The sequence below is a fragment of the Kitasatospora sp. NPDC051164 genome, from assembly GCF_044455625.1.
In the GTDB taxonomy this organism is placed as follows: Bacteria; Actinomycetota; Actinomycetes; order Streptomycetales; family Streptomycetaceae; genus Kitasatospora.
In genome coordinates this window covers 65,031-78,483 of the sequence record NZ_JBITFB010000019.1, presented here as the reverse complement: position 1 = coordinate 78,483, position 13,453 = coordinate 65,031, and the positions used below count along the sequence as shown (strand labels likewise).

8 protein-coding genes and 1 pseudogene are annotated in these 13,453 nt (G+C 74.2%); 2 read left to right on the top strand and 7 right to left on the bottom strand.

Translation table 11 applies throughout. From position 1 onward, the window contains the following. Positions 1-346 precede the first annotated feature (346 nt). The 3 genes from ACIBEC_RS27190 to ACIBEC_RS27180 all read right to left on the bottom strand — a co-directional run bounded on the left by ACIBEC_RS27190 (position 347) and on the right by ACIBEC_RS27180 (position 3,848). Complete coding sequence (locus tag ACIBEC_RS27190; protein WP_360500127.1) at positions 347-2,764, bottom strand: glycoside hydrolase family 95 protein; 2,418 nt, start codon at positions 2,762-2,764, stop codon at positions 347-349. A gap of 62 nt (positions 2,765-2,826) precedes the next feature. Further along, a complete protein-coding gene (locus ACIBEC_RS27185) occupies positions 2,827-3,078 on the bottom strand; it encodes a hypothetical protein (RefSeq protein WP_360500124.1) in 252 nt (83 codons plus the stop codon). Positions 3,079-3,113: 35 nt separating this feature from the next. Continuing rightward, a complete protein-coding gene (locus ACIBEC_RS27180) occupies positions 3,114-3,848 on the bottom strand; it encodes a FadR/GntR family transcriptional regulator (RefSeq protein ID WP_360500121.1) in 735 nt (244 codons plus the stop codon). Between the two features lie 383 nt (positions 3,849-4,231). On the opposite strand from ACIBEC_RS27180, the gene ACIBEC_RS27175 reads away from it, so the two are divergent. Further along, the gene (locus ACIBEC_RS27175; RefSeq protein ID WP_360500118.1) at positions 4,232-6,634 is read left to right on the top strand and encodes a SpoIIE family protein phosphatase; all 2,403 of its coding nucleotides are present in this window, start codon (positions 4,232-4,234) and stop codon (positions 6,632-6,634) included. A gap of 295 nt (positions 6,635-6,929) precedes the next feature. Here the strand turns inward: ACIBEC_RS27175 and ACIBEC_RS27170 are convergent, their stop codons facing one another. Beyond that, positions 6,930-7,928: an aldo/keto reductase gene (locus ACIBEC_RS27170; protein WP_360500116.1), complete on the bottom strand. Its 999-nt coding sequence runs from the start codon at positions 7,926-7,928 to the stop codon at positions 6,930-6,932. Continuing rightward, a pseudogene (locus tag ACIBEC_RS27165) lies at positions 7,925-8,335 on the bottom strand (SDR family oxidoreductase); the annotation flags it as partial. The pseudogene ACIBEC_RS27165 and the gene ACIBEC_RS27170, both read right to left, overlap by 4 nt. A 239-nt stretch (positions 8,336-8,574) precedes the next feature. Between ACIBEC_RS27165 and ACIBEC_RS27160 the strand changes: the two are divergent. Next, positions 8,575-10,578: an alpha-amylase family protein gene (locus ACIBEC_RS27160; protein ID WP_360500114.1), complete on the top strand. Its 2,004-nt coding sequence runs from the start codon at positions 8,575-8,577 to the stop codon at positions 10,576-10,578. 21 nt (positions 10,579-10,599) lie between these two features. Here the strand turns inward: ACIBEC_RS27160 and ACIBEC_RS27155 are convergent, their stop codons facing one another. Both ACIBEC_RS27155 and xylB read right to left on the bottom strand, forming a co-directional pair. Beyond that, positions 10,600-11,820, bottom strand: a complete 1,221-nt coding sequence (locus ACIBEC_RS27155) for an ROK family protein (protein WP_396289060.1) — start codon at positions 11,818-11,820, stop codon at positions 10,600-10,602. Positions 11,821-11,892: 72 nt separating this feature from the next. Beyond that, complete coding sequence (xylB, locus tag ACIBEC_RS27150; protein ID WP_360508196.1) at positions 11,893-13,323, bottom strand: xylulokinase; 1,431 nt, start codon at positions 13,321-13,323, stop codon at positions 11,893-11,895. Positions 13,324-13,453 lie beyond the last annotated feature (130 nt).

Below are 13,453 nucleotides of genomic sequence, written 5' to 3'. Positions count from 1 at the left end.
GCGTCCGTCTACGAGCGGATGCGACATGGCCGCCGCTCGGCAACGATCGCAGGATCCGGATGATCCTCCATGGTGAACGAGCGGTGAACAGCGACTTGACATCACGTCACCGCGAACCACAGGATCGGCTCGTGAAACCCGCCAGGCAGCGAGACAGGCCGAGACAGGCGAAGGCCCGTGTGGCAACGTCGATTGACTGACAGTCAGTTCCGACCTGATCGGCTGGGGCGCAGGTGACGGCAGTTCGCGGAGCGCCGGCTCAGTGGGGGCGCTTCACGAGGCTCACCGCGTCCGGGCCGCTCGACGGCCGGCTGTCGTATTCCGGTTGCAGGATGAGGTCGGAGAGTCAGTGGCCGATGTCCGGCACCGGGTAGGAGAGCCGGCGGCAACCACCGGCCGGAAGGTGGACCCGCAGGCGGCGCGCGTCGCCGGGCACCGCGGCGACCGCGACCAGGTCGCCCCGATCGTCGGTCATGACGGGATGGCCCGCGCGCTCGGGCAGGTACAGGTCGACCGTCGTGTCACGGGCGGCCCGCAGTTCGGCTCCGGTCAGCACGCCCTGACGCCAGCTCAGGCCGATCGTGAACCCGCCCCTCGCGCGCAGACCGCGGACGTCGCCGGAAGGCCAGGACGGGGGCAGTGCGGGCAGCAGCCGCAGGATGCCGTTGTGGCTCTGCAGCAATGCCTCGGCGATGGCGGCGGTGATGCCGAAGTTACCGTCGATCTGGAAGAGCCGGGGCGGGTGCAGGTCGAAGAGGTTGGGCGCGATCGAGGTGGCGAGCAGGCGCTCCACGGCGTGCCCGGTGAGCGCGCCGTCGCCCAGGCGGGCCGCGAGTGCGGCGACCCAGGCGAGGCTCCAGCCGGTGCCGCCGCCGCCGTGTTCCAACCGGCGGTCCAGGGCGCGGCGGGCCGCGTCCAGCAGGGTGGTGTCGCCGAGCGGGTCGACGGCGCTGCCCGGGTAGAGGCCGTAGAGGTGGGAGAGGTGGCGGTGGCCGGGGTCCTCCTCGGGGAGGTCGTCCCGCCATTCCAGCAGACGGCCGTCGGCTCCGAGCGCCGGTGGACGCAGCCGGGCGCGGACGCGGCTCAGTTCGTCTGCCGGCTCGTGGTCGACACCGAGCTCGCGGGCGGCGGCGACGGTGTTGTCGAGGAGTTCGGCGGCCAGCCAGTAGTCCATGGTGGAGCCGGCGTCGACGGCGGCCAGGGAGCCGTCGGCGAGCCTGAAGTGGTGCTCGGGCGAGGTGGACGGGCAGGTCAGCAGCTCGCCGTCGGCGTCCTCGACCAGGAGGTGGGTGAGGAAGCGGGCGGCCTCGCGCATGACCGGGTAGGCGCGCTCGGCCAGGAAGTCGCGGTCCCCATGGAAGAGGTGGTGGTCCCACAGGTGGGCGGCGAGCCACGGCCCGGCCATGGGCCAGTGCGCCCAGACCGGGTCACCCGACACGGGGTTGGTGGCGCGCCAGAGGTCGACGTTGTGGTGGCAGCACCAGCCCGGCGCGTCGTAGTAGGCCCGTGCGGTGGAGCGCCCGGACTCGGCGAGGTCGGCGACGAGGTCGAACAGCGGCTCGTGGCACTCGGCGAGGCCCGTGGTCTCGGCCGGCCAGTAGTTCATCTGGACATTGATGTTCGACGTCCAGTCGGAGTTCCACGGCGGGGTGACGTCGTCGTTCCAGATCCCCTGGAGGTTGGCGGGCTGGGTGCCCGGCCGGGAGGAGGCGATCAACAGGTAGCGGCCGTAGGCGAACAGCTGGGCGGTGAGCCCCGGGTCCTCGGCGCCCGCGTTCGCGGCGACGAGGCGCTCGTCGGTCGGCCGCTGCGCCGCCTCCGCCGGGCCGTGGAGGCGGAGTTCGGCCGCACCGAAGAGCCGCCGGTGGTCGGCCACGTGCGCGGCCCGCAGCTCGTCGTAGTCCTGCCCGCCGGTCTCGTCCAGCCACCGGCGGGCCTCGGCGAGCGCCGCCTCGGGGCCGTCGGGCCGCTGCCGCCAGTGCCGGTACCCGGTGCCGACGGCGACCAGGAGCACCGCCTCGTCGGCGCCGGTGACCTCGATCCCCCCGTCCACGGCGTGGGTGCTTCCGTTCACCGTCCGCACGCGTATCGCGGCGGCGAAACCCGTGCCCTCGTCGTCCCGGGGAACGGGGGCCACGCCGTGCCGGGGCGACACGCGTCCCGCGGCACGCCCGTGGACCGACAGCACCCCGGATCCGGGGTCGACTGCCGGGGCCGCGGCCGGATGGGGCGTCGTGAGGCTCACCCGGAAGGCGAGGGCGCCGGGGGCATCCGTGCCGAGGCGGACGGCCAGCACGCCCGCGGGCGCGGACACGAAGCTCTCCCGCCGGTACCGGACTCCTCCTGACGTGAAGGACACAGTGTGCACGGCCTCGTCGAGGTCCAGCTCGCGCCGGTAGTCGGCGGCGTCGTCCTCGCCGCAGGACGGGAAGGTCAGCAGGAGGGTGGCGAGCGGCTGGTACGCCTCGGTGTCGGGGCCCTGGAAGTGGGCCGTGGCGATCGCGTGGGCGCCGGCGTGGTCGCGGTCGCGCAGCACCGCGTCCCGCAGGGCGGACAGGTGGTCGGCGGCGCCTGCCCGGTCCCGGGGACCGGGACCGCCCGACCACAGGGTGTCCGCGTTGAGCTCGATCCGCTCGATGTGCACGCCTCCGTACGTGATGGCGCCGAGCCGGCCATTGCCAAGGGGAAGCGCTTCCAGGAAGTCGGCGGCGGCGCGCCGGTACCAGAGCGGAGCCGTGGCGGGCTGCTGGGTGTCCGTGGGCACGTTGTCATTCCGATCGTGGCGGCGGGGTCCGGCGTCCGGGTGGACGGGCCGGAAGACGGAGGTCAGGGGGCGGTACCGACGGTGCCGCGGCGGCCGGTGTCCGCAAGGGCGGCCGGGGCGAGGAACTCCTCGGTCTCGGCGGCATCCGGCAGGACCTGCACCAGCACGGTGCGGTCGATGCCCGCTGCTCGGGCCCGGCGGGCCAGGTCGGACGGCCCGAAGTCACGCCGGACGGCTGCCGGCTCCGCTGCGTCGAGCCAGGAGTGCGGGCGCCGGGTCAGGTCCCACACGTAGTGGTGCGCGTCGACTCTCACCCGCGGTCGCTCCTCGATCGATGGTTGACGGATGATCAGGTACGGGCCCGGTCCTGCTGCGGTCCGGACGGCGAGTCGGGGATCTCGTCGCCCTCGGCCAGGTGGTCGCGCAGCCAGCGTTCGGTGGTGTGGACGTGCATCAGGGCCGCGGCCTGGGCGAGGTCGGGGTCGCGGGCGGTGAGGGCCTCGAGGATCGCCTGGTGCTCGGCGATGGTCCTGCCGGCCGCGTCGGCGTCCGCCCGGCCCCGCCAGACCCGGGCCCGCAGCGTGCGCCCGGAGATGTGCTCCAGCAGCGTGGCCAGGGTCTCGTTGCGGGTGGCACGGACCACGGCCCGGTGGAAGGCCGCGTCGTGCCGGATCAGCAGCTCGACGTCGTCCCGCGCGTCCCGCATGGCCGCCAGATGGCGTTCCACCTCCGCGAAGTCCTCGTCGGTGCCGCGGGTGGCGGCCAGCGCGGTGGCGACCGGCTCGAAGAGCCTGCGCACCTCGGTCAGTTCGAGGACGGTGTCCCCCTGCAGCAGTTCGACCGCGCCGCCGAGCCCCTCCAGCAGCAGACCGGGCGCGAGGCTGGTCACATAGGTGCCGTCCCCCCGCCGGATCTCCAGGACCCGCGCGACGACGAGTGCCTTGACCGCCTCGCGCATCAGGTTCCGGGACAGGCCCAGCTCGGCCGCGAGCTGCTGCTCGGGGGGCAGCTTCGAGCCGGGCGGCAGCTCGCCCTCCCGGATCAGCTGACGGATGCGGGCGATGGCTTTGTCAGTCAGGGACACGACGTCAACGTAGCAGGTCATCCCATGTCATGAAAGGCATCCGACGCCCACTCCTTTGTGCGTCCCATATGCGAGCAGGCACGTTCCCACTTACCGGCCGTTCCAGTGGACATCCAAGGCTGGATCTCCCGCCGATCCATCCCATGTCTTGACGGCCACCACCGCCTCGTACGGCAAGGGCGGCACCGGACTCACCACGGCGGCGCGGGGCACGGCGGGTGCCCAGCCGCTCCCGCCGTACTCGATCACGGCCCTTCCCCTGCCCGTTGTGACTGGGAGCGCGAGCGGCGGGGGCCCGACCTAGGCTGGAACGCAGGCGCCGGAATCCGGTTCCGGCGTGCGCGGCTGCCCGGGCGGAGGTCTGGCACGTGGATTCGGCTGGCATGCGGGACGCGCCTACGGCTGTTGTCGTGGTGGCTCCGGACGGCCTGGTGAGCGCCTGGAGCGAGGGCGGTCTGCTCCTGCTGGGCTGGACGGCGCGGGAGGTCGTCGGCCGTCCCGTGACCGACCTGCTGGTCGATCCCCCGCCGGGATTCCCCGGGGGCGGCGACTCCGAACCGGACCCTCTGGTCACCCTGCGCCACCGGGACGGTTCCACGGTGGAGGCCGTGGTGACGACCCACCCGCTGCGCGATGCGGACGGCCTGGCAACGGGCCGCGTGATGACCGTCCAGCGCTGGGGGCGCCGCCCGGTGATCGCCGACCGGGCCTTCGAGCAGTGCCCCTTCGCCCTGGGGATCTACGACCCCGAGCTGCGGTTCCTGTGGATCAATGGCGCCGCGTGCCGGGTGATAGCGCACTCGGAGGAACAGGTGCTCGGCGAGAAGTACCGCGAGCTGTTCCCCGAGCTGGACGACGCCGCGTACACCCACCGGCTCTCCGAGGTGGCGAGGACGGGGCAGGCCGCGCGTCTCATCACGGTCTTCCGCCCGCTCGGCAGCGCCTACGCCAACGCCTGGGCCACCAGTATGTGGCCCGTCCGGGACGCCGAGGGCAGGGTCCGCGCGGTCGCCAACTGGGGCTTCGACATGAGCGCCGAGTACTGGGCCCGCCAACGCCTGCTCATCCTCAACGAGGCCAGCAGCGGCATCGGCCGGACCCTCGACGTGATCAGCACCGCGGAGGAACTGGCCCGCACCTCGGTCCCCGGCTTCGTCGACCTCGTCACCGTCGACCTCTTTGACGGGGTGCTGCGCGGGGAGGAACCGCCCTCGCCCGCCACGATCACCACCGGCGGATCCATCACGCTCAACCGGGCCGCCCGGCACACCGCGCGGGACCACCCCGGCTGGCCTTCCGGATCCGGGACGCCCGTCGTCTACGCCCTCGGTTCCGTCCCGGCCCGCTGCATGGCCACCGGCAGGTCCATGGTCCAGCTCGCCGCCGAACCCGACCAGGGCGGCGAATGGGCCTTCGGTCCCGGGCTCGCGGCCGACCCGGCCCACTGGCCGCCGGGCAACCCGGCGATCGACCGGACCATCGCCGCGCAGGGGCTGACCGGCCGGATCACCGTGCCGCTGCTGGCGCGCGGCGCACTGCTCGGCGTCGTCGCCTTCGCCCGTAGCGACCGGCCCGAGGCCTTCACCGCCGACGACCTGATCCTCGCCGAGGAACTGGCCGCCAAGGCCGCCGTCGCCATCGACAACGCCCGCCGCTACACCCGCGAGCACACCACCGCGCTGACCCTGCAACGCAGTCTGCTGCCACAGCGGTTGCCGGGTCACGGGGCGGTCGACATGGCCTCCGGGTACCTGCCCGCCGGGGCCGGCGTGGGCGTGGGCGGAGACTGGTTCGACGTCATCGCACTGTCCGGCGCGCGGGTCGCGCTGGTCGTCGGCGACGTCGTCGGCCACGGCGTGCACGCCTCGGCCAGCATGGGCCGGCTGCGCACCGCCGTCCGCACCCTGGCCGACGTCGACCTGCCGCCCGACGAACTGCTCACCCACCTGGACGACCTGGTGCTCCACCTGCCCGACGAGGCCCGGCCCGAAGGCGGTTTCGAGTCGACCGGCGAAATCGGTGCCACCTGTCTGTACGCCGTCTACGACCCGGTCTCCCGCCGCTGCGCCATGGCGAGTGCGGGTCATCCGCTGCCGCTGGTCATCGCGCCGGACGGCACCAGTACCTCGGTCCTCGCGCAATCGGGGCCCCCACTCGGCGTCGGCGGGCTGCCGTTCGAAGCGACCGAGATCGAGCTGCCCGAAGGCAGCCTGCTCGCCCTCTACACCGACGGGCTGGTGGAGAACCGTGAGCGCGACGCCGAGCAGGGGGTCATCGACCTGCTGCGGATCCTGAGCGAACCGGCCGCCTCGCTGGAGGCGCTCTGCGACACGGCGATGAAGGCCCTCCTCCCCGACCACCGCACCGACGACGCGGCCCTGCTGCTCGCCCGCACCCATGCGCTGGATCCCGGGCACGTCGCCGACTGGGGCGTCGAGCCCGACGTCTCCCAGGTGGCGCACGCCAGGCGGCTGACCGCCGACCAACTGGCCGCCTGGGGCCTGGAGGAGGAGGCGTTCGTCACCGAGCTGGTCGTCAGCGAACTGGTCACCAATGCCATCAAGTACGGCGCACCGCCGATCAGGCTGCGGCTGATCCGCGACACCGCGCTGATCTGCGAGGTCTCCGACGCCAGCTCCACGAGCCCGCACCTGCGCCGGGCCCGCGCCTTCGACGAGGGCGGCCGGGGCCTGATGCTCGTGGCCCAGCTCACCCAGGGCTGGGGCACCCGGCACTCCGCCAACGGCAAGACGATCTGGTGCGCCCAGACCCTCGGCTCGATGTGAGCCCGCCCGCGGTCCCGGCCCGCGGCGGTGGAGCCCGGACACGACGGGAACGGAAGACGTCCGCGCCTGTGGAGTGACAAGGTCTTCGCCCCACCGGTGGGGCGGCGGTCGCAGAGCGGCCGGGGCGCTGGTCATCTGATCTTCGCAGCACAGGGGTTCTGCCCGGCCGGGCCGCGGGGGTTCCGGGCACCGGGGCCGGACCGGGCGGCCGTCATGGCCCCGGTTCCCACACCACGGGGAACCCGGCCGAGGGGGGCAGGGTGTCGTCGAAGCAGGTGATGAACAGCGCGACGCATCAGTGCGCCTCCTGCGGGGTCGGGACGCCCGGTGGGAGCAGGTCGCGGTCCTTCAGTTCCGCCCACAGTTCGTCCGGGACACGGTGCCGGAGCATGGCGGCCGCGTCCCGGACCTCGGCGGCGTTGCGGGTGCCGACCAGCACGCTCACCACGGCGGGGTGCCCGAACGGGAAGCGCAGCGCCGCGGCACGCAGCGGCACGCCGTGCTTCTCGCAGACGGTCCTGAGGTGCAGGGCGCGGGTGAGCAACTCCTCGGGCGCGGCGGTGTAGTCGAAGGTGGCGCCGGGCCGCGGGTCGGCGAGCAGGCCGGAGTTGAAGACGCCGCCGATGACGACGCCGACGCCGCGTGCGGCGGCCAGCGGCAGCAGCTCGGTGAGTCCGCGCTGGTCGAGCAGGCTGTAGCGGCCGGCCAGGAGGACGGCGTCCAGGTCGGCCTCGCGGATGAACCGGGCGAGGAGTCCGGCCTGGTTCATCCCGACGCCGATCGCGCCGACCATGCCTTCGGCGCGCAGCCGGGCCAGTTCCGGGTACGCCTCGGCGAGTGCCTGCTCCGCGTGGTCGTCCGGGTCGTGCAGGTAGACGACGTCGATCCGGTCCAGGCCGAGCCGCTCCAGGCTGTCCTCGATCGAGCGGCGGACGCCCACGGCGCTGAAGTCCCAGACCCGGTGCTGGGTGGCGGGGACGGCGAAACCGTGGGCGAGGTCGTCGCCACCCGGCTCCGGTGCCGGGCGCAGCAGCCGGCCGACCTTGGTGGACAGAACGTACTCGTCCCTGGGGCGGCCGCGCAGGGCCCGGCCGAGCCGCCGCTCGGACAGGCCCAGGCCGTAGTGCGGGGCGGTGTCGAAGTACCGTACGCCGGACTTCCAGGCGGCGGTGACGGCCTCCTCCGCGTCGGCATCGGTCACCGGCGTGAACAGGTTGCCGATGCCTGCCGCGCCGAAGGCGAGTTCGCCGACCGTGACCCCGCTGGGCCCGAGGGGCCGTTGGCGCGCGATCACGGCCAGGGCTCCGGCCGCAGCCCCGCCATCCCACCGTCGACCTGCAGCGCTGTACCGGTGGTGCTGCCGGCCGAGGGGGAGGCCGGGTAGGTGACGGCGGCGGCCACCTCCTCGGCGGTGACCAGGCGTCCGTGCGGCTGGCGGCCGCTCAGCGCCGCACGCTCGGCGGCCGGGTCGTCCGTGGTGTCCAGCAGCCGGCCGACCCACGGGGTGTCCACGGTGCGGGGGTTGACGCAGTTGACCCGGATGCCCTCGCGGACGTGGTCGGCGGCCATGGCCAGGGTGAGCGACAGGACCGCGCCCTTGGAGGCCGAGTAGAGCGCCCGCCGCGGCAGGCCGGCGGTGGCGGCGATGGAGCAGGTGTTGACCACCGAAGCGGCGGCGGAGCGCTGGAGGTGGGGTAGGGCGAAGGTCGCTCCGCCCCCATCGCGGACGATCGGCGTCTCCGCTCCGGGGGCGCCGATTCGCAGCAGCCTCATATGGGGGCTCCCATCAAGACATCGGATGAATCCGTGATGCCTGACCATACGAGGCGGCGGTGGGCGTCGCAATGATCCCTCTGATGATTGCTCACCGGATGGCAGTTTCACAGCTCCTGCCTCGAACCTCTGGACACCTCAGCGTGCACCTCCTATAAATCCATCCCATGACTCATGGTATTGTGAACGCTCACAGCCCCGGTCACTTCCCCCGCCGCACCGTGCACCTGGACTTCCACACCAGCCCCGACATCCCCGACGTGGGCCGGGACTTCGACCCGGTGACCTTCGCGCAGACCTTCCGGGACGCCCACGTCGACAGCGTCACCGTCTTCGCCAAGTGCCACCACGGCCACCTCTACTACGGGACCGACCGGCCCGAGCGCCACCCCGGCCTCGCCCCCGACCTGGACCTGCTCACCGAGCAGGTGGAAGCCCTGCACTCCGTGGGTATCCGCGCGCCGATCTACCTCTCCCTCCAGGTCGACGAGTACGCCGCCCGGGAGCACCCCGAGTGGGTCGCGCACGACGAGAACCTGAAGATCAGCCGCTGGACCACCTCGGCGTTCGAGGCGGGCTGGAACGTCCTCGACCTGTCCAGCCCCTACGCCGACTACTTCGCCGACCAGTTGGACGAGGTGCTGCGGCGCTTCGCCCCGGTCGACGGGATCTTCATCGACATGTGCTGGAACCAGCCGAGCGTCAGCCGCTGGGCGGTCGACGGGATGCGCCGCGAGGGACTGGACCCGGCCGACGCCGACCACCGGGCCCGCTACGCGGACCTGGTGGCCCGGCGCTACATGGCCCGCTACTCGGCGATGGTGGAGAAGGCCCTGCCCCCGGACGCCGCCCAGGGCGTCTGGTTCAACGGCCGCCCGAAGACCGGACTGCCCGACGAGCGGCAGTTCGTCCGGCACGTCGAGATCGAGGGGCTGCCCACCGGCGGCTGGGGCTACGCCTTCCTTCCGTACGTGGCCCGCTTCGTCCGTCCGCTGGGGCTTCCGACCCTCAGCCACACCGGGCGGTTCCACGAGAGCTGGGGCGACAACGCCGCCCTCAAGCCCCGGGCGGCGCTGCTGTACGAGAGCAGCCAGATGCTGAGCCACGGTCTGACCAGCGGCGTCGGCGACGTGCTGCATCCGCGGGGCGGGCCCGCCCCCGCGGTGTACGAGCTCATCGGCTCGGTCTACCGGCACATCGAGGAGTGCGAGCCCTTCCTCGACGGCGGCCGGGTCGTCAGCGAGCTCGCCGTGATCGTCGACCCGGGCCTCGGCGACAACCCCGGCGCGAGCAACATCGGCGCCGTACGGGCGCTGCAGCAACTCCGCGCGCAGTTCGACGTGGTCCCGCCGACCGCCGACCTCGGCGGGTACCGGGCCGTCGTGGTGCCGGAGACCACGACGGTCGACGACGCCCTCGCCGAGCGCCTGCAGGGGTACCGGCGGGCCGGTGGCGCCGTGCTGCTGGTCGGGCCCGCGCTGCTCAGGAACGGTACGGAGCCGGCCCTGCCCGCCCTCCCGGTCGAGGACCTGGCCCCGGCTCCGGCCGGCGAGGTCTTCCTCGCCTGCCAGGACGTCCCCGGCGTCCCGGAGGACTTCCCGGTCATCAGCCACGGACCCCGGCTGACCGCCCGGGCGCTGCCCGGCGCCGACGTCCTGGCCCGGGTCGTGGCACCGTACTTCCCGCGCTCCTGGGACCGCTTCTGCGGCCACTCCTACACTCCCCCGGCCGACCCGACCGACGAGGTGGCCGTCGTCGTCGGCGACGGGGTGGCCGTGGTGACCGTGCCGCTGCTGGACGCCTTCCACGAGCACGGCCTGGAAGCGTACCGCCGGCTGCTCGGCGCGGCCCTGGACCGGCTCCTGCCGGACCCGCTCCTGCGCGCCGACGGGCCGGTCCACCTGGAGACCACGGTCGTCCGGACCGCCACGGGCACCGTGGTGCACCTGGTCAGCTTCGTCCCCTCCCGGGAGACCCCGGAACTGGACCTGGTACACGACCCGTTCCCGTTGGTCGACGTGCCCGTCGCCGTCCGGCTCGCCGCCGCGCCGCGCTCGGTGCGGCTGCAGCCCGCCGGGCAGGAGCTCGCCTGGCAGCACGACGGCGAGTACGTCCACGTACGGGTCACCACGGTGGACGGGCACGCGATGGTCGTGGTCGAGCACGACTGACCACGCGGTACGCGCCCCGGGTCAGCCGACGGGCAGCAGGGTCGGGTCCGCCATGATCCGGCGGACCGTCGTCAGCGCCGCGCCCAGCAGCGGCCCGCGCCGCCCCAGCGCGGACGGGCGCAGCGCCTCCGGGGCCCACGGCCGCACGGTGACCCGGGCGGCCAACTCGGCGCGCACGGACGGGAGCAGCCAGTCGGCGAGTTCGGCGTAGGCGCCGCCGAGGACCAGACCGTCCGGGTCGATGAGTTCCACGGCCGAGGCGAGGGCGAGGCCCAGCGCTTGTCCGGCGCGGTCCAGCGCCGCCAGGGTGGGCGCGTGCCCGGCGGCCGCCCGCTCGGCCAGCAGGGCGACCGGGTCCCCCGCCGGGGCCGGTCCGGCCCCGGCGGCACCGCCGCGGGGCCCGGCGGGGGGGGGGGGGGGGGGCGCCCGCGCGCCCGCCGCCCCCACGGCCGCCTCGCCCGCGTACTGCTCCAGGCAGCCGCGGGCACCGCAGGCGCACTCGACGCCGTCCGGCCGGATGGGGATGTGGCCGAGTTCGCCGGCGAAGCCGCGGGCGCCCCGGAACAACTGCCCGTCGATGACCAGGGCGGCGCCGATCCCGGTGTCGGCGGAGACGTGGACGAAGGTCTCCACGGCTGGCTCGGCGCTCCAGTACTCCGCCAGCGCCCCGAGGTTGGCCTCGTTCTCCGGTTCGGGCACGGTGTCCGGGTCGGGCCAGTGGTCGGCGAGCCGGACGCCGTGCCAGCCGAGGTTGGGCGCGCGCTCGACCAGTGCGCCGGGCCCGTTCGGCACCACCCCGGGCACGGCCAGGACGCGGCCCTCGACCCGCAGTCCGAGGGCGGCGGCCTCGGCCTCCGTCTCGGCGGCCAGCGCGGCGGCCTCTGCCAGGACCCGCCCGGCCGGCCGGCCCGCGTTGGCCCGTTCCACCCGGCGCCACAACCGCGGCTCGCCGCGCAGGTCCACCACGCACGCGCCGAGGTGGGTGACGCCGATCTCCAGGCCGAGACCGGCGGGGCCCTCGTCGGTCACCGACAACGCGCGTCCCGGGCGACCGACCCGCCCGTCGGGCGGGGTCTCCGCCTCGGTCAGCGCACCCCGCCCGATCAGTTCGTCGACCAGCGACGAGACGGCCGCCCTGGTCAGGCCGACGCGTCCGGCGACGTCCGCACGGGACAGCGGGCGGGGCAGCGAGCGGTGCGCGGCGACCGCGCCGAGGACGACCGAGAGGTTCCGCCGTCGCATGTCCTGTTGCGACGCGGGCCCACTCCCCGGGCTGATCTTCGCCTTGCCGACCACTGTCACGCGCCGCCCCTCCTACCGGTCCTCAGCCGGAGCTCCCTGCAAGGCCCCGGCCCGACGCAGGGTATCCCCGATCCGCAGCAGCGCGTCCTCGTCCCGCTTCACCGGCTCCAGCACCGGGCCCCGCGCCGTCTTCCAGCGGCGGGCGACGGCGTCGGCGGGCTCGCCGGTGAGCAGCGCGGCGGCTTGGGCGGCGGCGCCGAGCGCGACCAGTTCCTGCGCGTCGGGCACCTGGACCGCGCGGCCCGAGAGCCGCAGGACGGTCCGCTGCCAGGCCTGCCCGCGGGCGCCGCCGCCGATCAGTAGCAGCGGCTCGTCGCCCGCCGGGTCCGCGCCGCCCGCGCGCAGCACGCCGTCCAGGGCGGCGAGCAGGGCGTGGGCGGCGCCGTCGTAGGCGGCCTGCAGCAGTTGTCCCCGGGTGGTGTCGTGCCGCAACCCGTGGACCAGGCCGGAGGCACCCGGGAGGTCCGGTGTCCGCTCGCCGTCCAGGTAGGGCAGGACGACCGCGGTGCCGCCGTCCTCGACCTCGTCGCGGCCGCGGCCGAGCAGGGCGGCGAAGCGGTCGACGGCGAGGGTGCAGTTGAGCGTGCAGGCCAGTGGCAGCCAGCCGCCGAGGGCGTCGGCGAAGCCGGCGACGGTGCCGCCGGGGTCGGCGGGCCTGCGCCGGCCGACGGCGTAGACGGTGCCGGAGGTGCCGAGGCTGAGCACCGGCTGCCCGGGGAGCAGGCCGAGCCCGAGGGCGGCGGCCATGTTGTCGCCGGTACCGGTGGCCACCGGCGTGCCTTCGCGCAGCGGCGTCCCGGGGCGGACGGCACCGGCCCGGGCGCCGGGGGGCAGGACCTCCGGCAGCAGGCCCGGGTCGAGACCGATCCGGGTGAGGACGTCCCGGTCGTAGCCGTCCGGACCCCACCAGCCGGTTCCCGAGGCGTCGCCCCGGTCGGTGACCGCCTCCCCGGTCAGCCGCTCGGTCAGGAAGTCGTGGGGCAGGCGGACGGCCGCGACCCGGTCGGCGGCGGCGGGTTCGTGGGCGCGCAGCCAGGCCCACGTGGGGGCGGTGAAGGCGGCGGTGGGCACGCTGCCGGTGCGGCGGGCGAGTTCCGCGGCGCCGATCGCGGCCTTCAACTCGGCGGCCTGGGGCGCGGACCGGACGTCGTTCCAGAGCAGCGCCGGGCGGACCGGCACTCCGGCCGCGTCCAGGGTGACCAGACCGTGCTGCTGGCCGGCGATCGAGACGGCGGCCGCGCGGTCCGCCCAGCCGGTTCCCGCCGCGGCCTGCCCGAGCGCGTCCCACCACTGCTCGGGATCGCTCTCGCGACCGGCGCCCGTGCTGACGGTGTGCGGGGCGCGGCCCCGGCCCAGGACGGTGCCGGTGTCGAGGTCGACGGCGAGCGCCTTGGTGGACTGGGTGGAGCTGTCGAAGCCGATCACGACGCGCTGCTCAGCCATGCGTTCCTCCGGTGGGGTGGTGAACTGTTCCGGTTTGAGTGACATCCAGTGCCGATAAGTGCACGTGAGTGCGTGGTCGTGCCGTTTGTCAGTGGTCGTCCTTATGATCTGGTTGCCGGTATGGATCAGG

Excerpts from the sequence above, each read along its gene's own strand:
- ACIBEC_RS27160 (WP_360500114.1), top strand. The coding sequence starts at position 8,575 with ATGACTCATGGTATTGTGAACGCTCACAGCCCCGGTCACTTCCCCCGC.
- ACIBEC_RS27175 (WP_360500118.1), top strand. The coding sequence starts at position 4,232 with ATGCGGGACGCGCCTACGGCTGTTGTCGTGGTGGCTCCGGACGGCCTG.
- ACIBEC_RS27155 (WP_396289060.1), bottom strand. The coding sequence starts at position 11,820 with ATGCGACGGCGGAACCTCTCGGTCGTCCTCGGCGCGGTCGCCGCGCAC.
- xylB (WP_360508196.1), bottom strand. The coding sequence starts at position 13,323 with ATGGCTGAGCAGCGCGTCGTGATCGGCTTCGACAGCTCCACCCAGTCC.